16 protein-coding genes are annotated in these 17,930 nt (G+C 66.0%); 14 read left to right on the forward strand and 2 right to left on the reverse strand.

The genetic code is table 11. The features are described 5' to 3' along the window. From mmsB to dgoD, 9 genes are all read left to right on the forward strand, one after another. Nucleotides 1–1,230 (forward strand): multiple monosaccharide ABC transporter permease, encoded by a 1,230-nt coding sequence (gene mmsB / locus ACODS0_RS18730; protein WP_488806145.1) that lies wholly within the window; start codon nucleotides 1–3, stop codon nucleotides 1,228–1,230. Then, nucleotides 1,230–2,780 (forward strand): sugar ABC transporter ATP-binding protein, encoded by a 1,551-nt coding sequence (locus ACODS0_RS18735; RefSeq protein WP_488836400.1) that lies wholly within the window; start codon nucleotides 1,230–1,232, stop codon nucleotides 2,778–2,780. The genes mmsB and ACODS0_RS18735 overlap by 1 nt, the downstream gene beginning before the upstream one ends. A 161-nt stretch (nucleotides 2,781–2,941) precedes the next feature. After that, complete coding sequence (locus ACODS0_RS18740; RefSeq protein ID WP_488836402.1) at nucleotides 2,942–3,991, forward strand: ABC transporter permease; 1,050 nt, start codon at nucleotides 2,942–2,944, stop codon at nucleotides 3,989–3,991. Then, nucleotides 3,988–5,025 carry a galactofuranose ABC transporter, permease protein YjfF gene (yjfF, locus tag ACODS0_RS18745; RefSeq protein WP_192421274.1) on the forward strand — a complete coding sequence of 346 codons (1,038 nt, stop codon included), beginning with the start codon at nucleotides 3,988–3,990 and terminating at the stop codon, nucleotides 5,023–5,025. The genes ACODS0_RS18740 and yjfF overlap by 4 nt, the downstream gene beginning before the upstream one ends. Nucleotides 5,026–5,059: 34 nt before the next feature. Next, complete coding sequence (locus ACODS0_RS18750; protein WP_436130083.1) at nucleotides 5,060–6,793, forward strand: IlvD/Edd family dehydratase; 1,734 nt, start codon at nucleotides 5,060–5,062, stop codon at nucleotides 6,791–6,793. A gap of 132 nt (nucleotides 6,794–6,925) precedes the next feature. Then, entirely contained in the window at nucleotides 6,926–7,864 is a 939-nt protein-coding gene (locus ACODS0_RS18755; protein WP_488836512.1) for a dihydrodipicolinate synthase family protein, read from the forward strand. Nucleotides 7,865–7,875: 11 nt separating this feature from the next. After that, on the forward strand, nucleotides 7,876–8,925 hold the full coding sequence (locus ACODS0_RS18760; RefSeq protein ID WP_488836405.1) for a 2-dehydro-3-deoxygalactonokinase: 1,050 nt from the start codon (nucleotides 7,876–7,878) through the stop codon (nucleotides 8,923–8,925). Then, complete coding sequence (locus ACODS0_RS18765) at nucleotides 8,922–9,581, forward strand: 2-dehydro-3-deoxy-6-phosphogalactonate aldolase (RefSeq protein WP_488836407.1); 660 nt, start codon at nucleotides 8,922–8,924, stop codon at nucleotides 9,579–9,581. Before ACODS0_RS18760 ends, ACODS0_RS18765 begins: the two co-directional genes overlap by 4 nt. 57 nt (nucleotides 9,582–9,638) lie before the next feature. Next, nucleotides 9,639–10,787 (forward strand): galactonate dehydratase, encoded by a 1,149-nt coding sequence (gene dgoD, locus ACODS0_RS18770; RefSeq protein WP_488836409.1) that lies wholly within the window; start codon nucleotides 9,639–9,641, stop codon nucleotides 10,785–10,787. Between the two features lie 209 nt (nucleotides 10,788–10,996). Here dgoD and ACODS0_RS18775 read toward each other — a convergent pair whose 3' ends face one another. Beyond that, nucleotides 10,997–11,188 (reverse strand): hypothetical protein, encoded by a 192-nt coding sequence (locus tag ACODS0_RS18775; RefSeq protein ID WP_488836411.1) that lies wholly within the window; start codon nucleotides 11,186–11,188, stop codon nucleotides 10,997–10,999. 6 nt (nucleotides 11,189–11,194) lie between these two features. Then, entirely contained in the window at nucleotides 11,195–11,938 is a 744-nt protein-coding gene (locus ACODS0_RS18780) for a sulfite exporter TauE/SafE family protein (RefSeq protein WP_487257089.1), read from the reverse strand. 83 nt (nucleotides 11,939–12,021) lie between these two features. Between ACODS0_RS18780 and ACODS0_RS18785 the strand changes: the two genes are divergently transcribed. The 5 genes from ACODS0_RS18785 to ACODS0_RS18805 all read left to right on the forward strand — a co-directional run bounded on the left by ACODS0_RS18785 (nucleotide 12,022) and on the right by ACODS0_RS18805 (nucleotide 17,929). After that, nucleotides 12,022–12,954: a LysR family transcriptional regulator gene (locus tag ACODS0_RS18785; RefSeq protein WP_488836413.1), complete on the forward strand. Its 933-nt coding sequence runs from the start codon at nucleotides 12,022–12,024 to the stop codon at nucleotides 12,952–12,954. Between the two features lie 401 nt (nucleotides 12,955–13,355). After that, complete coding sequence (locus ACODS0_RS18790; protein WP_488836414.1) at nucleotides 13,356–14,249, forward strand: hypothetical protein; 894 nt, start codon at nucleotides 13,356–13,358, stop codon at nucleotides 14,247–14,249. Then, the gene (locus ACODS0_RS18795) at nucleotides 14,246–16,549 is read left to right on the forward strand and encodes an ATP-dependent DNA helicase (RefSeq protein ID WP_488836416.1); all 2,304 of its coding nucleotides are present in this window, start codon (nucleotides 14,246–14,248) and stop codon (nucleotides 16,547–16,549) included. Before ACODS0_RS18790 ends, ACODS0_RS18795 begins: the two co-directional genes overlap by 4 nt. A gap of 43 nt (nucleotides 16,550–16,592) precedes the next feature. Next, nucleotides 16,593–17,270: a YkgJ family cysteine cluster protein gene (locus tag ACODS0_RS18800; RefSeq protein ID WP_488836418.1), complete on the forward strand. Its 678-nt coding sequence runs from the start codon at nucleotides 16,593–16,595 to the stop codon at nucleotides 17,268–17,270. Between the two features lie 134 nt (nucleotides 17,271–17,404). Then, nucleotides 17,405–17,929, forward strand: coding sequence for a hypothetical protein (locus ACODS0_RS18805; RefSeq protein ID WP_488836420.1), 525 nt, complete (start codon nucleotides 17,405–17,407; stop codon nucleotides 17,927–17,929). Nucleotide 17,930: the final 1 nt, after the last annotated feature.

Genomic DNA, 17,930 nt, shown 5'->3' on the forward strand with positions numbered 1-17,930 from the left:
ATGAGCCAGACCACCCATCCCCCCGCCAGCACGCTGGCCGACGGCAGCCCGACAGCAGCGGCGCGGCACGACAAATCGCTGTTGCAGCACCTGCAGCACAACCTGCGCGAATACGGCATGTTGATCACGCTGGTGGCCATCATGGCCTTTTTCCAGTACATGACCGAGGGCACGCTGATGCAGCCCTTGAACCTGACCAACCTGGTGCTGCAGAACAGCTATATCGTCATCATGGCGCTGGGCATGCTGCTGGTCATCGTGGCCGGGCACATCGACCTGTCGGTGGGGTCGGTGTGTGGCTTCATCGGCGCACTGGCAGCGGTGCTGATGGTCGAATACAACTGGCACTTTGTGCCCGCCACGCTGGTGTGCCTGCTGTGCGGCGGCCTCATCGGCGCCATTCAAGGCGGGTTTGTGGCCTTCTCGCGCATTCCGTCGTTCATCGTCACGTTGGCGGGCATGCTGGTGTTCAAGGGCCTGGCGCTGGCGCTGCTGGCTGGTCAGTCGGTGGGGCCGTTCCCCTCGGCGTTCCAGATGCTCAGCTCGGGTTTTATCCCCGACCTGTTCAGCGTGGAGGGGCTGCGCCTGACCTCGCTGCTGCTGGGCGCGGCCGTGGCAGCGGCCCTGGCCGTGGGCGGCCTGCGCCAGCGCGCCAACCGGCTGCGCCACGGCGTGCAGACAGAGCCTGCAGGTCTGTTCATCGCCCGCACCATCGTTTTTGGCGGGCTGCTGGTGTACTTCAGCTACCTCCTGGCCTCATACAAGGGCCTGCCCAACGTACTCATCGTGATGGCGCTGCTGATCGTGCTGTTCGACTTTGTTACCAGCCGCACGACCATCGGCCGCCGCATCTACGCCATGGGCGGCAACGAGAAGGCGGCCAAGCTCTCTGGCATCAAGACCGAGCGGCTCACGCTGTATGCCTTCATCAACATGGGCGTGCTGGCAGCGCTGGCCGGTCTGGTGTTTGCGGCGCGGCTCAACACCGCCACGCCCAAGGCGGGCCTGGGTTTTGAGCTGGACGTGATTGCGGCCTGCTTCATCGGCGGCGCCTCAGCCTCGGGCGGCGTGGGCAAGGTGATGGGCGCGGTCATCGGCGCCTTTGTGATGGGCGTGATGAACAACGGCATGTCCATCCTGGGCATCGGCATCGACTACCAGCAGGTCATCAAGGGCGTCGTGCTGCTGGCCGCCGTGCTCGTGGACGTTTACAACAAGAATAAAGCGTGATGACCCCCATGGACGCGTCCACCGCTCACGCCCCCGCTGCCGCGCCTGTGCTGCAGCTTTCGGGCATCCACAAGCAGTTTGCGGGCATTACCGTGCTGCGCGATGTGCAGCTCAACCTCTACCCTGGCGAGATCCATGCGCTGATGGGGCAAAACGGTGCGGGCAAGTCCACACTGATCAAGGTGCTGACGGGCGTGCTGGAGGCCAGCGGTGGGCAGATGCGGCTGGGTGGAGAAGCCGTGTGGCCCGACTCGCCCCTGGCCGCGCAGCGCCTGGGCATCAGCACCGTGTACCAGGAGGTCAACCTCTGCCCCAACCTCTCGGTGGCCGAGAACATCTTTGCGGGCCGCTACCCGCGCTGCGGCATCGCGCAGGGCTTCCGCATCGACTGGGCCACGCTGCACCAGCGGGCCCGCGAGCTGGTGGCGCGCATCGGACTGCAGATCGACGTGACGTGCCTGCTGTCGGACTACCCCGTGGCCGTGCAGCAGCTGGTGGCGATTGCGCGCGCACTCAGCATCGAATCGCGCGTGCTGATCCTGGATGAGCCCACCTCCAGCCTGGACGAAGACGAGGTACAAAAGCTCTTTGAGGTGCTTCGGCGCCTGCGCAGCGAGGGGCTGTCCATCGTCTTTGTGACGCATTTCCTGAACCAGGTGTATGCCGTGTCCGACCGCATCACCGTGCTGCGCAACGGTAGCTGGGTCGGCGAGTGGCTGGCCAAAGACCTGGGGCCACAGGCGCTGATCGCCGCCATGCTGGGCCGCGGCCTGGCCGCGGCGTCGGAGCAACCCGCACCAGCGCCCACCGTGGACAGCCGTCAAGCCACGCTGCTGCAAACCGAGGGCCTGGGGCAAGACACGCAACTGCAGCCGCTGGACCTGCAGATCCGTGCCGGCGAGGTAGTGGGCCTGGCGGGGCTGCTGGGCTCGGGCCGCACCGAGCTGGCGCGTCTGCTGTTTGGCCTGGAGCAGCCCGACCGGGGCGCGCTGCGCATCGACGGGCAGGTGGTGAAGTTTGCCAACCCCATGGATGCGATCCGCCATGGCCTGGCCCTGTGCCCCGAAGAGCGCAAGACCGACGGCATCGTGGCCGAGCTGTCGGTGCGCGAGAACATTGCGTTGGCGCTGCAGGCGCGCATGGGTGTGAGCAAGTTCCTTTCGCGCGCCGAGCAGACGGCGCTGGCCGAACGCTATGTGAAGCTGCTGGGTATCAAGACCGAGACGGTGGACAAGCCCATCGGCCTGCTATCGGGTGGCAACCAGCAAAAGGCGATCCTCGCGCGCTGGATGGCCATCGAGCCGCGCCTATTAATCCTGGACGAACCCACACGCGGCATCGACGTGGCCGCCAAGCAGGAAATCATGGACCAGATCCTGCGTCTGGCCCAGGCGGGCATGGCCGTGTTGTTCATCTCTTCCGAAATGAGCGAGGTGGTGCGCGTGGCGCACCGCATCGTGGTGCTCCGCGACCGCCGCAAGGTGGGTGAGCTGCCTGCGGGCAGCAGCGAAGACGCCGTCTACGAACTCATCGCCGCAGAACATGCTTGAAATAAAGAACACCCCCCTGAGCCGCTTCGCGGCTTCCCCCCGCTCTCGCACCGCTTCGCGCTGCGGGCAGGGGGACGCAGCCCTCGCTGCGGGGCGGCCCTTGCTTGGCTGCCCTCGCCTGGACCGCGCCAGTATCGGGCGCAGCGCCGTGGATGACCTGTATGTCTGAACGTAGCACCTCCTTCGCTGTTTCCGCGCTGCTGCGCCATCGCCTTGCTTGGCCACTGATCACGCTGGCACTGCTGCTCATCGTGAACACGGTGTTCAACAGCAGCTTCCTGCACATTGAATGGCGCGACGGCCACCTGTACGGCAGCCTCATCGACATACTGAACCGCGCCGCACCGCTGGTGCTGGTTTCGCTGGGCATGACGCTGGTGATCGCAACGCGCGGCATCGATATTTCGGTGGGCGCGACGGTGGCCATTGCAGCGGCCGTGGCAGCGTGGCTGATCGGCGGCTCGGTGTCGGGCACCGAGAGCCGGTTTCCACTGCCCGTCGCCATCCTGGGCGCCATCGGCGTGGCACTGCTGTGCGGCTTGTGGAACGGCGTGCTGGTGGCAAAGGTGGGCATGCAGCCCATCATCGCCACGCTGATCCTCATGGTGGCAGGCCGGGGCATTGCCCAACTCATCACCGACGGGCAGATCATCACCATCTACTACACGCCCTACTTCTTCATGGGCGGCGGGTACTTGGCAGGGCTGCCGTTCTCTGTGTTCGTAGTGGCCGCAGTCTTCGTGGTGCTGTACCTCGCCATCACGCGCACTGCGCTGGGCCTGTTCATCCAGGCAGTGGGCATCAACCCCACGGCGGCGCGGGTGGCGGGTGTGCAGGCGGGGCGGCTTATCGTGGCGGCCTATGTGTTCTGCGGCGTGTGCGCGGGCATTGCGGGGCTGCTCATCAGCTCCAACGTGAAGAGCGCGGATGGCAACAACGCCGGGCAGCTGCTGGAGCTGGACGCCATCCTGGCCGTCACGCTGGGTGGCACCGCCCTCACGGGCGGCCGCTTCAGCCTGGTGGGCAGCGTGATTGGCGCACTCATCATCCAGACGCTGACCTACGCCATCTATTCGCTCGGCGTGCCGCCCGAGATCAACCTGGTGGTGAAGGCCGTGGTGGTGTTCATCGTGATGCTGCTGCAGTCGCCCGAGTTCCGGGCGCAAGTGGGCGCCCTGGCACGTCGCCCCGGCGCGGGAGCTTTGCAATGAGCGCCGTACCCAAAACCGCAGGCTTCGGCACCGTGAACCACCCTGCCCCACAGGCCACGGCCGCGCGCGCGCGGTTCAACCCCAAGTACCTGCCGCTGGCAGCCACCATCTCGCTGTTCGTGGCCATGGCCACACTGGGTTCGGTGCTGTACACCGGGTTCTTCTCGGCCCAGGTGTTCCTCAACCTGCTGATCGACAACGCCTTCCTCATCATCGTGGCGGTGGGCATGACGTTCGTGATCCTGTCGGGCGGCATCGACCTCTCGGTGGGCTCGGTGGTGGCGCTGACCACCATGGTGCTGGCCGCGCTGGTGGAACACCGGGGCTGGAACCCTATGGTCGCCATCCCGCTGGTGCTGCTGATGGGCACAGCATTTGGCGCGTTCATGGGTTTCCTCATCGAGCGCTTTCGGCTGCAGCCCTTCATCGTCACGCTGGCGGGCATGTTCCTGGCGCGCGGGCTGTGCTACCTCATCAGCATCGACTCCATCAGCATCACACACGAAGGCTATTCGGAGCTGGCGCAATGGCGACTGCCGCTGTGGGAAGGCGCATCCCTTTCGCTGGGGGCGCTCATCGCCATCGCCGTGCTGATGGTGGCCCTGTTCGTGGCGCACTGCACGCCGTTTGGCCGCAGCGTGTATGCGGTGGGCGGCAGCGAGCACTCGGCTGTGCTCATGGGCCTGCCGGTGCGCCGCACGCTCATTGGCGTCTACACGCTCTCGGGCTTTTGCTCAGCGCTGGCGGGCGTGGTGTTCACGTTCTACATGCTGTCGGGCTATGGCCTGCACGCCGTGGGCATGGAGCTGGACGCGATTGCCGCCGTGGTCATTGGCGGCACGCTGCTCACGGGTGGCGTGGGCTATGTGGCGGGCACGCTGTTTGGCGTGCTCATGCTCGGAATCATCCAGACCCTGATTTCCTTCGACGGCACGCTCAGCTCCTGGTGGACACGCATCGTCGTTGGTGTGCTGCTGTTCGCTTTCTGTCTGCTGCAGCGGCTGCTTTCGCGCCGCTCGGGCAAAGCCCGTTGACTCTTCATTTCTCCTCTTTCTCTCGCACCCCACCATGACCACCCCCAAGCGCAAACTCCGCTCCGCCGAATGGTTCGGCACGGCCGACAAAAACGGCTTCATGTACCGCAGCTGGATGAAGAACCAGGGCATCCCCGACCATGCGTTCGACGGCCGCCCCGTGATCGGCATCTGCAACACCTGGTCCGAGCTGACCCCGTGCAATGCTCACTTTCGCAAGATTGCTGAGCATGTGAAACGCGGCATTTACGAGGCGGGTGGCTTCCCGGTCGAGTTCCCGGTGTTCTCCAACGGCGAATCCAACCTGCGGCCCACGGCCATGCTCACGCGCAACCTGGCCAGCATGGACGTGGAAGAGGCCATTCGCGGCAACCCCATCGACGCGGTGGTGCTGCTGGTGGGCTGCGACAAGACCACGCCTGCGCTGCTGATGGGCGCGGCCAGCTGCGATGTGCCTGCCATCGTGGTCACGGGCGGGCCCATGCTCAACGGCAAGCTCGACGGCAAGGACATCGGCTCGGGCACGGCCGTGTGGCGCCTGCACGAGTCACTGAAGGCGGGCGAGATCAACGAACACCAGTTCTTCGCGGCCGAGGCCGGCATGTCACGCTCTGCCGGCACCTGCAACACCATGGGCACGGCCAGCACCATGGCCTGCATGGCCGAGTCGCTGGGCACATCGCTCCCGCACAACGCAGCCATCCCGGCGGTTGACTCGCGCCGCTATGTGCTGGCCCACATGTCGGGCAAGCGCATTGTGGAGATGGCGCACGAAGGGCTCACGCTCTCCAAAATTCTCACGCGCGAAGCCTTCGAGAACGCCATCCGCACCAACGCCGCCATCGGCGGCTCGACCAACGCTGTCATTCATTTGAAAGCCATCGCGGGCCGCATCGGCGTGCAGCTGGACCTGGAGGACTGGACCCGCATCGGCCGTGGCACGCCCACGCTGGTGGACCTGCAGCCCTCGGGCCGCTTCCTGATGGAAGAGTTCTACTACGCGGGCGGCCTGCCCGCCGTGCTGCGCCGCCTGGGCGAGAACGGCCTGCTGCCCCACCCCAACGCCCTCACCGTCAACGGCAAGAGCCTGTGGGACAACGTGCGCGAAGCCCCGCAATACAACGACGAGGTGATCCGCCCGATCAGCAACCCGCTGATTGCCGACGGTGGCATCTGCATATTGCGCGGCAACCTGGCGCCGCGTGGCGCGGTGCTCAAGCCCTCCGCCGCCTCGCCCGAACTGCTCAAGCACCGGGGCCGCGCCGTGGTGTTCGAGAACCTGGAGCACTACAAGGAGCGCATCGTCGATGAAAACCTGGACATCGACGCCAGCTGCGTGATGGTGCTCAAGAACTGCGGCCCCAAGGGCTACCCCGGCATGGCCGAGGTGGGCAACATGGGCCTGCCGCCCAAGCTGCTGCGCCAGGGCGTGAAGGACATGGTGCGCATCTCCGACGCCCGCATGAGCGGCACCGCCTACGGCACCGTGGTGCTGCACGTGGCGCCCGAGGCGGCAGCCGGTGGCCCGCTGGCTGCCGTGCGCGATGGCGACTTCATCGAGCTGGACTGCGAGAACGGCCGCCTGCACCTGGACATCAGCGACGAGGAACTGGCAGCACGCCTGGCCGCATTGGCTGGCGCGGACAACGGCGGACGCGGCGGCTACCAACGCCTGTATGTGGACCACGTACTGCAGGCAGACGATGGTTGCGACTTTGACTTTCTGGTGGGTTGCCGTGGTGCGGCGGTCCCGCGTCACTCTCATTGAAGGACGCCCCCGAAGTCGCTTGGCGCCTTTGCCTCGTCAGCCACAGAAAAATGCTACACATTTGATAGCTATCAGCGATTAATGGACAGGCGACAGAGCCTCATTTCACTCAATTTTTTACCCATGCCCGCCATGCCCGCCACCCATTCCCTCCAGAACCCTCGCTACCGAGGCATCTTCCCCGTGGTGCCCACCACCTTCCATGAAGACGGCACGCTCGACCTCGACAGCCAGAAGCGTTGCCTTGACTTCATGATCGATGCGGGCGTCGATGGCGTCTGCATCCTGGCCAACTTCTCCGAGCAGTTCTCGCTGTCGGATGCCGAGCGCGAAGTCCTCACCCGCACATCGCTGGAGCACGTGGCAGGCCGGGTGCCCGTCATCGTGACGACTACCCACTACGGCACCCGCGTGTGCGCCGAGCGCAGCCGCGCCGCGCAGGACATGGGCGCGGCCATGGTGATGATCATGCCGCCCTACCACGGCGCCACCTTCCGCGTTCCGGAAGCGCAGATTTACGAGTTCTATGCCCGTGTGTCGGATGCGATCCGCATCCCGATCATGGTGCAGGACGCGCCCGCCAGCGGCACCGTGCTGTCGGCCCCCTTCCTGGCCCGCATGGCGCAGGAGATCGAGAACCTGGCCTACTTCAAGATCGAAGTGCCCGGTGCCGCCAGCAAGCTGCGCGAGCTGATCCGCCTGGGTGGAGACGCCATCGAAGGCCCGTGGGACGGCGAAGAGGCCATCACCTTGCTGGCTGACCTGGATGCCGGCGCCACGGGCGCGATGACGGGCGGTGCGTTCCCCGACGGCATTCGCCCCATCATCGAGGCGCACCGCCAGGGCGACATGGACCAGGCGTTTGCGCTCTACCAGCGCTGGTTGCCCCTCATCAACCACGAAAACCGCCAGGGCGGCATCCTCACAGCCAAGGCACTCATGAAGGAAGGTGGCGTGATCACCTGCGAGGCAGGCCGCCACCCCTTCCCGGCCATGCACCCCGAAGTGCGGCGCGGCCTGATCGACATCGCACGGCGGCTTGACCCGCTCGTTCTGCGCTGGGCACGTTAATCAGGACACCCATGGCGCCTGCACGTTATCTGGTGCCCGCCGAGGCGGGCCTTATCGCCCTGGACTGGGGCACCAGCGCATTGCGCGCCTTCCGCATGGGCGCGCATGGCGAGGTGCTGGAGACGCGGCACCGCCCCTGGGGCATCATGAACCTGCCCCCCGCCACTGCAAGCGTGGCAGACGGCGAACCCAGCGCCGCATTTGAACGCGCACTGCAAGACACCTGCGGCGACTGGCTGGCCGCCACACCTGGCCTGCCCCTGCTGGCCTGCGGCATGGTGGGCAGCGCCCAGGGCTGGCGCGAGGCCAAGTACCTGCCAACGCCCACCTCGCTCGATGCACTGGCGCGGGGCCTGACGCTGGTGGAGCGGCGCAACGGCCCGCCGCTGCACATCGTGCCGGGCCTCTTGCAGAAGGGTGCACTGCCCAACGTGATGCGCGGCGAAGAAACCCAGGTGCTGGGCGTGCTGGCGGGCCTTGCGCTGCCTGCGGATGCGCCCGTGCTCATCGGCCTGCCCGGCACCCACAGCAAATGGGTGCTGGCACGGCAAGGCTGCATCGAACAGTTTCACACCTTCATGACCGGCGAGGTGTTTGCTGCGCTGCGCGGACACACCATTCTGAGCAAGACCATGCAGGCTGCAGCGGCCCCCGACGACGATGCCTTTGCGCGCGGGCTAGAGGTGGCGCGGGGCAGCGATGCCGCGCTGGGACTGCTCTCGCACATTTTCAGCACACGCACGCTGGGGCTGACCGGAACACTGGCGCCTACCGCGCAAGCGGACTACCTCTCCGGCCTGCTGATCGGGCATGAGGTGGCGAGCCTGAGCCGCGCACAGGATCAAACCCCGACAACACCACCAACGCTGGTGCTGTGCGGCGAGCCCGACCTGTGCCGCCGCTACGCCGTCGCAATGCAGGCCTACGGCTTTGCCGCCCCCACCATCGCCACGCAAGCCACGGCCACCGGGCTGTGGCAGATCGCATTGGCGGCAGGGCTGGTCGTTGCGCCCGCACCCGCCCCCTCACACCCCTTCACCGCCGGGAGTCTGGCTGCATGAACCCCATCGACAAAGCCCTGTTCCACATCCTGCAGCGCTGCGGGCTCATCGCCATCCTGCGCGGCGTGCAGCCGCACGAGGTGGTGGCCATCGGCCACGCGCTGTACGACGCAGGGTTTCGCATCATCGAAGTGCCGCTCAACTCCCCAGAGCCGCTGGCCAGCATCCGCGCGCTGCGCTATGCACTGCCTGCCGACTGCCTAGTGGGCGCAGGCACCGTGCTCTCCATCGATGCCGTGGCCGACGTGGCCGCAGCCGGTGGGCAGATCATCGTCATGCCCCACAGCGACCCCGACGTGATCCGCGCCGCACGCGCCGCCGGCATGGCCTGCGCGCCCGGCGTGGCCACGCTGACCGAGGCCTATGCCGCGCTGGCCGCCGGGGCCAATATGCTCAAGCTCTTCCCGGCCGAGGCGCTGCCGCCCCATGTGCTCAAGGCCTGGCGCGCCGTCATCACGCCGCCCATGGCACTGGTGCCCGTGGGCGGCATCGTGCCCGAGAGCATTGCCCCCTATGCGGCAGCGGGCGCCAGCGGCTTTGGCCTGGGCTCGGCCCTGTACCGACCCGGCGACCAGGCTCCCGAAGTCGCGCACAAGGCTGCAGCGTTTGCGCGGGCCTGGCAGGCATCCTTTGGCACAGCGCCCGCCACGGCCTGAACCGCCCCCTACTCGTTCCAGACAACCCAGCACTTCTGAACCGACTGCCCATCCCCCATGAAGATCACCCGACTCACCACGTTCATCGTCCCGCCGCGCTGGTGCTTCCTCAAAATCGAAACGGACGAAGGCATCACTGGCTGGGGCGAGCCCGTGCTGGAGGGCCGCGCGCACACCGTGGCCGCTGCGGTCGATGAGCTGGCAGACTACCTCGTCGGCAAGGACCCACGCCACATCGAAGACCATTGGACCGTGCTGTACCGGGGCGGCTTCTACCGGGGCGGCGGCGTGCACATGAGCGCGCTGGCCGGCATCGACCAGGCGCTGTGGGACATCAAGGGCAAGGCGCTGGGCGTGCCCGTGTCCGAACTGCTGGGCGGCAATGTGCGCAGCCACATCAAGGTCTACAGCTGGATTGGCGGAGACCGCCCCAGCGAGACCGCCGCCGCTGCCCAGGCCGCCGTGGCGCGCGGCTTCACGGCCGTGAAGATGAACGGCACTGAAGAGGTGCAGTACGTGGACAGCTACGACAAGGTGGAGCGCTGCCTGCAGAACGTGGCCGCCGTGCGCGAGGCCGTGGGCCCGAACGTCGGCATTGGCGTGGACTTTCACGGCCGCGTGCACCGCCCCATGGCCAAGGTGCTGGTCAAGGAGCTGGAGCCCTACAAGCTCATGTTCATCGAAGAGCCCGTACTGAGCGAACACGAAGAGGCGCTGAAGGAGATTGCCCGCATCTCGTCCACCCCCATCGCCCTGGGCGAGCGCCTGTACTCGCGCTGGGACTTCAAGCGCGTGCTGCAAGGCGGCTATGCGGACATCATCCAGCCCGACCCCTCGCACGCAGGCGGCATCACCGAGACCCGCAAGATCGCCAGCATGGCCGAGGCCTACGACGTAGCCCTGGCCCTGCACTGCCCGCTGGGGCCCATTGCCTTGGCGGCCAACCTGCAGCTGGACGCGGTTTGCTACAACGCCTTCATCCAGGAGCAGAGCCTGGGCATCCACTACAACCAGGCCAACGACTTGATGGACTATGTGTCCAACCCCGAGGTGTTTGCGTACCAGGATGGCATGGTGGCCATCCCCACCGGGCCCGGGCTAGGGATTGAGGTGAACGAAGACTATGTGCGCGAGCGGGCGCAGGAGGGGCACCGGTGGAGGAACCCGGTGTGGCGGCACCGGGATGGGAGCTTTGCGGAGTGGTGAGGGGATTGGGCGCCTTGTTATTGATGCGGCGCGGTTTACTCCAGAGTATCGATGGCGCTGTACCTCAGCTTGCCCAGGGCTTCGGCAGCCTCGGCTCGAACGGGGCTCATGAATGGATGCGCCAGATCAATAGGCCAGGAGCAGTCGCCCAGTTTCATCTTTCGAACGCTTGCTAGGTGCTTGGAAGACTCATTCCAGCTTAGAGAAAGTCAGAGCGGCTTGGGCAAATCACAGGCGGTAAAAAGCGCCACACGAGCTTCGTCAAGCACCTCGACAAGCTCATCTGCAACAAACTGTCTGCTTCCGATTTCAAGCAAATCTCCGCCTTGCAACACATGTGCCAGCCGGTAAGCCCGCTCTAACAAGGCTGCAGCTTCAAGCAACTCCTTTTGTCCGCTCATGCTGTGTCAGTGTGCCTGGATCAGGTTGGCTGCACCCAATCCGAGGAACACCATAAAAAGTGCCTTCTGGAAGACGGGACCGACAAGGCGGCTACGTAGCAGCTCACCAAGCTTGAGCCCGCTCAATGCGCCGATCAATGCTCCACCGACTGCAATAGCAACAGACGACGAGATCAACCCCAAAGGGGCGGACATCTGCACTTTCACAGCGAGCGACAGAGTGGCCACGGTGAATGAAAGGCCCAGCGCTTGCACCATCTCGTCCTTGCCCAGCCGCAGCGTCTGCAAGTAGGGAACCCAGGGCAATACGAAGACGGCCGTGAGTGCCGTCACGAACCCAGTGGCCGCGCCGGTCGGCAGGCTGAGCCATTTGCTGGTGAGTGAAAGATCGGGCAGCTGAGGTCGCCACAAGCCCCAGATGCCATAGGCCATGAGAATCCCGCCCAGCCAGCCCTTGGTCGTTTGTGCGGAAACGGCGTCCCCCAGACCGGGCGCGCTCACAGTCACGATCGCGATTGCCAGCCAACCAGGCCACAGCCGGGATACCAGTGAGCGCAGGTGAGGGCCACGGCATTGCGCGATATTGGTTGCCAGCGAGGGTATGACCAACAGTGCGGCCGCTTGCACCGGGGGCATCCACAGCCCGAGCAAGCTCACGGCCACTGTAGGCAGCCCCATGCCGGTGACGCCCTTCACACCACCGGCCAGAACGAAAACAACGACCACCATCAAGAGCTGCAATATGTCCATGCCCTATGGTGTGTGCATGGCCCAAGTGCTGTCCATCGGATAGCAGTGAACAGATCCTTCGCATATTCCGTAGGATGGCGGTCATGAGTACCCCTAAGCGCCGCACCACGGATTACCGCGTTGATCCGTTTGACCTGCACCTCTTTGCCGCCGTGATGGAGCATGGAACCATCACTGCCGCTGCTTCGTCCGTGAATCTGTCGTTGGCTGCGGCCAGCGCTCGCCTCAAGGGTCTTGAAGACGCGACCGGTTCGCGGTTGTTGGAGCGGTCCAAGTCGGGCGCAATACCCACCGATGCGGGACGCGCTCTGCTGCGCCATGCCAACCGCGTGCTGGCTGAGCTCGAATCGCTGCATGTAGAGATGGCGAGCTTTGGTCATGGATTGCGCGGGACCGTTCGGCTGCTGTGCAACACAGCCGCCATGTCCGAGAGCCTTCCGCGCACGATTGGCCAATTCTTGGTGAAGACCCCTGATCTTGATGTGGATGTGCAAGAGCTTTCGAGCGAGGCGGTTGTAGAGGCATTGCGCCGTGGCACCGCCGACCTGGGCATCGTCGCCGATTACGTCGACACCTCTGGGCTGCTTGTGCAGCCATGGGTCGATGACCGTCTGGTGGCACTCTTGCCAAAGCGCTGGTCTTTGGGCCGCCGCCGCTCCGTGGCATATGGCGAATTGCTAGAGCATCCCTTTGTGGGTTTGGCCCGGGAGAGTGGACTCAGCCGCTTTCTGGCAGCCCAGGCCAGTCGCAGTGGCCGGGTCCCGCGCCATCGGGTGCGTCTGGGCGGATTTGACACTGTCGCGCAATTGGTAGCCGAAGGCGTGGGGGTGGCGGTGATGTCCGAAAGCGCGGCTGTGCGCTTTGCCAAGTCAGGCACCCAGATCCTAGGGCTATCTGATGCTTGGTCTCGGAGAAAGCTGCTCGTTTGCATGACACCGGCAGGCAGTGAACTGCCCAGCGTGAGCGCGCTGGCCAATGCGCTGCTGGGGGCGCATCCGCAGATTGGGAGCCGGTGAGCAGAGGACGTTGGCAAGGTATGGGATAAGGATTGCAGTTGCCCGGGAGTCTGCTATCAGCGTCAGAAATCTGACCGGCCACAAACGCTACGTTTTAGCCTCACGCAACCGCTTCCAATTTTCCTGCGGCATAGACGGCCACGCGACAACAACTTCCGGTTGTTAGCCCAATGGCGGGCAGGAGCGTCCTCATTCAGGCCCCTGGTGACTCATTGCTTCTCCCTCGGAATGTCACCGTGGGGATGCTCACATTTCAATAGCTGTTAGCACCCACCCATATTGCGCCAGGTGCCGATCACACCCCCAACTCCTCTGCAACCCTGTTCTACCCTTGTCCAAAAAACAGTCCCTCCCAGACACTGTGATTAAAATCAGTGTGACGCCAGCCCACCCACCCTGCCATGACGGCGCTGCCCTCCCCCACTTCGGACTCCCCGCCCTCCACCCCGATCACCCGCTTTCACCGCACCCGCCTGATGCAGATCTGGCGCTCGGCAGGCTGGCCGTGCAAGGATGGGCTGGAGATTGACCTGCTGGCTGCGGGCCTCATCAGTCTGCACATTGCGGCCGATGGTTACGAATCCCTGCGCCTCACCGACGAAGGCATCCGCACCCTGGCGCAGGCCCGCCAGCGTGGCGTGCGGGCGCTGAGCCTGCACGACCGGCTGGGGCAGAAGTTTGCAGCGCAGTTGCTGGCTTCGGGGCGCATCGTATGGACCGAACTGTCACTGCGCGCGGTGATCGACACCGTGCCGATGGGGGATGTGCTGCTGCCTGCGGCCACGGCCGATGCACCCACCAACACCGCGCCCGCCGTGGCGCCGCTGTGGGCCGAGGATGACCACGCCCCCGCTGCCCGCGCCGCCGCCAACGTGTGGCGCATGGCCCGGCCTGATCTTTTCTCGGTGCGCAACACCTCTGTGCCCGCCTACCTGCAGCCCATGGTGCATGAGGTGAAGGCCAGCCGGGCCGACCTGCTGTCGGACCTGCGGCACGATGCCAAGCGGCAGGCCTATCAGTGGTTGTGCGAGGAGTGCTACTACGTCTTCCCGGCAGGCATAGCCGAGCCCAACGAGATCCCTGAGCACTTCGGCATTTGGGTATTGCACGGCAGCGTGGAGGACGGGCGCTTTGAGCTGCTGCGCCCCGCGCGGCACAACCGCTGCACGCTGCCCTTTGCGGTGTGGATGGCACTTTGCAAGGCCACGCCGCTGCGCAACGATGATGACATGGCTCAGACCCATTTGGGCGAGCCTGCTCCTCCCGCCACCGACACCCCGACCACCCCACCATGACCTACACCGTGGCGGTGCGCGAACTGTGCGAGTTCACCGCCAAGCAGGGCGACCTGGACCTGCGCTTTACGCCCGTACCCACCGCGCTGGAAGGCATGGCGGGTCATGCGGTGGCAGCGTCGCGCCGGGGTGCAGACTACCGCGCCGAGGTGGCACTGAGCGGCAGTTACCAAAGCCTGCGCGTGCGCGGCCGGGCCGATGGCTACGACCCCGCGCAGCAGCGCATCGACGAGGTCAAGACCTTCAAAGGGCGGCTGGACCGCCAACCCGCATCGCACCGCCACCTGCACTGGGCGCAGGCCAAGGTGTATGGCTGGCTGCTGTGCGAGCAGGAGCAGCTGGCGCACATCGACGTGGCACTCGTCTACCTGGACGTGGGCACGCAACAAGAGACGGTGTTCACCGAACGCTGCAACGCCGACGACCTGCGCCAGCACTTCGAGGCCCAGTGCCAGCGCTTCATTGCCTGGGCCGAACAGCAGGTGGCCCACCGTGCCGCACGCGACGCGGCACTGACCACCTTGGCATTTCCGTTTGGCGACTTTCGCACCGGCCAGCGCCCGCTGGCCGAGGCCGTGTACAAGACGGCAGTGGCGGGCCGCTGCCTGCTGGCCCAGGCGCCCACGGGCATTGGCAAGACCATGGGCACGCTGTTCCCACTGCTCAAGGCTGCGCCTGCGCAGCGCATCGACAAGGTGTTCTTTCTGGCCGCCAAAACCTCGGGGCGGCAGATGGCGCTGGATGCGCTGGCGCGCCTGGCCGACAGCGCACCGGCGCTGCCCCTGCGTGTGCTAGAGCTGGTGGCGCGCGACAAGGCGTGCGAACACCCAGACAAGGCCTGCCACGGCGAATCCTGCCCGCTGGCCCGGGGCTTTTACGACCGGCTGCCTGCTGCACGCGCCGCTGCGGTGGCCACCACCATCGAAGGAAAAACCGTCACCGCTTTGCAACAAGCCCGCGTGCGTGAGGTAGCCCTGCAGCACGATGTCTGCCCCTACTACCTGAGCCAGGAGCTGGCCCGCTGGGCCGACGTGGTGGTGGGCGACTACAACTACTACTTTGACCTGGGCGGCCTGCTGCACGGCCTGGCCCAGGCCAACCAGTGGCGCACGGCGCTGCTGGTGGACGAGGCGCACAACCTGGTGGAGCGCGGCCGCAAGATGTTCACGGCCGAGCTGCACCCCGCCGCCTTGGCCCAGGCCCGCAGCAGCCACACCGCTGCGCAGCATGCGCCGGTGAAAAAGGCGCTGGACAAGGTGCGCCGCGCCTGGGTGGCGCTGGACAAGGCGCACCCGGCCCCGTACACGGTGCTCGAAGCCTTCCCCGACAAGCTGCTGGCCGCGCTGCAGCAGTGCACCACTACGCTCACCGAACACTTTACCGATCACCCCACGGAGCCAGACGGCGCGCTGCAAACGTTCTACTTCGATGCCCTCCACCTGCAGCGCATGGCCGACCTGCTCGATGCGCATTCGATGGTGGACATCACCCAAACTTCGTCAGGCCCCCACCAGCGGGCCGCTAAACCCGGCGATTCCGTGGTCTGCATCCGCAACTTGGTGCCCGCGCCCTTTCTGCAACCCCGCATCACAGTTGCACACACCAGCACCTTGTTCTCGGCCACGCTGCAGCCTGCGCGCTACTACGCCGACCTGCTGGGCCTGCCCGACGGCCATGTGTGGGTGGACGTGGAATCGCCCTTTGCCGCGCACCAGCTGCAGGTGCAGGTGGCGCGCCACATTTCCACGCGCTACCCGCACCGCGCTGCGTCGCTGGCACCGATTGCGGCGCTGATGGCGCAGCAGTTTCGTGCGCGGCCCGGCAACTACCTGGCGTTTTTCAGTAGCTATGACTACCTGCAGCAGGCCGCCGCATTGTTTGCGCAGCAACACCCCGACGTGCCGCACTGGTGCCAGTCGCGCCGCATGCTCGAAGGCGAGCAGCGCGAGTTTCTGGCCCGCTTCACCGACACCAGCCAGGGCATTGCCTTTGCCGTGCTGGGCGGCGCGTTTGCCGAGGGCATCGACCTGCCGGGCCAGCGGCTGATAGGCGCGTTCGTTGCCACGCTGGGCCTGCCGCAGGTCAACCCTGTCAACGAGCAGATCCGCGAGCGCATGCAGGCGCTGTTTGGCGCGGGCTATGACTACACCTACCTCTACCCCGGTCTGCAAAAGGTGGTGCAGGCCGCTGGCCGCGTGATCCGCACGCCCAGCGACGAGGGCGTGGTGCACCTGATGGACGAGCGCTTTGCACAGGCCCAGGTGCGCAGCCTGCTGCCCGCGTGGTGGCAAACACGCTAAGGTGCGAGGCACAGCCACCTTCCCCCACTCCCGCCAACCGCCCATGCTGACCGACGACGAGCGCTCCGCCTTCCTGCAATCCATCGCCCGCGTGCGACAGCGGGCAGCGCAGGCGCTGCGGCAGGCCCAGGGCGCCGATGGTGCGGATGGCGCCGTGGCCTTCATCGCGCAACTGCACCGGGGGCTGGACACCGTGGCCGAGCAGGCCCGCGCCACCGTCCCCCAGCCCGCCTGCCAGGCCGGTTGCGCCCACTGCTGCCACCTGCGGGTCGAAGCGACCGAGCCCGAGGTCTTCCACATCGCCAAGCACCTGCGTGCCCAGCCCGCAGAGGCACTGGCCGATGCCCTCAGCGCTCTGCACCGGCATGTGACCACCGCCGCGCTCAACCCTACCAACCCAGCACGCCAGGCCTGCAGCTTTCTCGTGGATGAGCGCTGCAGCATCTACCCCGTGCGCCCCGCCGCCTGCCGCAAGGCACACTCGCTGTCGGCCCCGCACTGCGCAGAACAATCCCCCACCATCCCCCAAAACCTGCGCCTGCTGGTGGATGCCGAGGCCCTGATGGCAGGCACCGCCCTGGCCTACCGCGACCAGCCCCTGCCCGCCAGCGCCCACGAGCTGAACGCCGCCGTGCTGGCCGCCCTGAAAGACCCCACCGCCCAGGCGCGCTGGTACCAGGGCGATGCAGCCGCTTTGATGCCGAAGGACGCGCAGAATTGATTGGCGAATTGACTTCCATCAAGCCCCACCCTGCGCAGCGGCACACAATGCCCCACCGTCGATAGAGGAGGCTGGGAGCTTTCCCCCTTCACATCGCGTGCCCTCCACACCACCGCCCCATCGCCTTGATGAACATGCCATCGCCCCTGCGCTCTGCTCTCCTTCTAATGGCCGCTACGCTGACCCTGCCCCTGCTGGGGTGCAAAAAGCCCGAAGCCAGCGGCCCCGCGCAGACAGGTTTTGACGCGCTGGCAGCAGCGTGCACCCAGGCCCTTGCTGCGCGCGAGCCCCATGTGCGCCCCGGGGGCAGCGGCGAATGGATCAAGACCGGATACAGCCCCGCCCTGGTACAGCCCGAGGTCACCCGCACCGAATCAGCCGTGACCCCCTACGTGGGCAAGATCGTCATCAAAGACAACGAGGCCCAGGCCACCGCCACCACCGAAGCCGCCGCCCAGTCCATCACCCTGACCCCGGCGCACCTGCTCTCCAACCGCACCCACACCTTCATCTACAGCTTTGACGGCACGAAGTGGCGCTGGCAGAACGGACAGCGGCTGACCAAGGTACCGGGGCAAAACGACCGGCTGGAGGCACTGACGCTGCCAGATGTGAATGCGGCGGGGCCGAAGGGGTTTGCGGGGTGTTTGCCGCGTTGAT

The organism is Acidovorax sp. FG60, from assembly GCF_057808995.1.

What these genes read in the sequence shown, in the direction of transcription:
- dgoD (WP_488836409.1), top strand. Translation starts at nt 9,639, where the DNA reads ATGAAGATCACCCGACTCACCACGTTCATCGTCCCGCCGCGCTGGTGC.
- ACODS0_RS18790 (WP_488836414.1), top strand. Translation starts at nt 13,356, where the DNA reads ATGACGGCGCTGCCCTCCCCCACTTCGGACTCCCCGCCCTCCACCCCG.
- yjfF (WP_192421274.1), top strand. Translation starts at nt 3,988, where the DNA reads ATGAGCGCCGTACCCAAAACCGCAGGCTTCGGCACCGTGAACCACCCT.
- ACODS0_RS18735 (WP_488836400.1), top strand. Translation starts at nt 1,230, where the DNA reads ATGACCCCCATGGACGCGTCCACCGCTCACGCCCCCGCTGCCGCGCCT.
- ACODS0_RS18750 (WP_436130083.1), top strand. Translation starts at nt 5,060, where the DNA reads ATGACCACCCCCAAGCGCAAACTCCGCTCCGCCGAATGGTTCGGCACG.
- ACODS0_RS18785 (WP_488836413.1), top strand. Translation starts at nt 12,022, where the DNA reads ATGAGTACCCCTAAGCGCCGCACCACGGATTACCGCGTTGATCCGTTT.
- ACODS0_RS18775 (WP_488836411.1), bottom strand. Translation starts at nt 11,188, where the DNA reads ATGAGCGGACAAAAGGAGTTGCTTGAAGCTGCAGCCTTGTTAGAGCGG.
- ACODS0_RS18740 (WP_488836402.1), top strand. Translation starts at nt 2,942, where the DNA reads ATGTCTGAACGTAGCACCTCCTTCGCTGTTTCCGCGCTGCTGCGCCAT.
- ACODS0_RS18755 (WP_488836512.1), top strand. Translation starts at nt 6,926, where the DNA reads ATGCCCGCCACCCATTCCCTCCAGAACCCTCGCTACCGAGGCATCTTC.
- ACODS0_RS18800 (WP_488836418.1), top strand. Translation starts at nt 16,593, where the DNA reads ATGCTGACCGACGACGAGCGCTCCGCCTTCCTGCAATCCATCGCCCGC.
- mmsB (WP_488806145.1), top strand. Translation starts at nt 1, where the DNA reads ATGAGCCAGACCACCCATCCCCCCGCCAGCACGCTGGCCGACGGCAGC.
- ACODS0_RS18805 (WP_488836420.1), top strand. Translation starts at nt 17,405, where the DNA reads ATGCCATCGCCCCTGCGCTCTGCTCTCCTTCTAATGGCCGCTACGCTG.
- ACODS0_RS18780 (WP_487257089.1), bottom strand. Translation starts at nt 11,938, where the DNA reads ATGGACATATTGCAGCTCTTGATGGTGGTCGTTGTTTTCGTTCTGGCC.
- ACODS0_RS18795 (WP_488836416.1), top strand. Translation starts at nt 14,246, where the DNA reads ATGACCTACACCGTGGCGGTGCGCGAACTGTGCGAGTTCACCGCCAAG.
- ACODS0_RS18760 (WP_488836405.1), top strand. Translation starts at nt 7,876, where the DNA reads ATGGCGCCTGCACGTTATCTGGTGCCCGCCGAGGCGGGCCTTATCGCC.
- ACODS0_RS18765 (WP_488836407.1), top strand. Translation starts at nt 8,922, where the DNA reads ATGAACCCCATCGACAAAGCCCTGTTCCACATCCTGCAGCGCTGCGGG.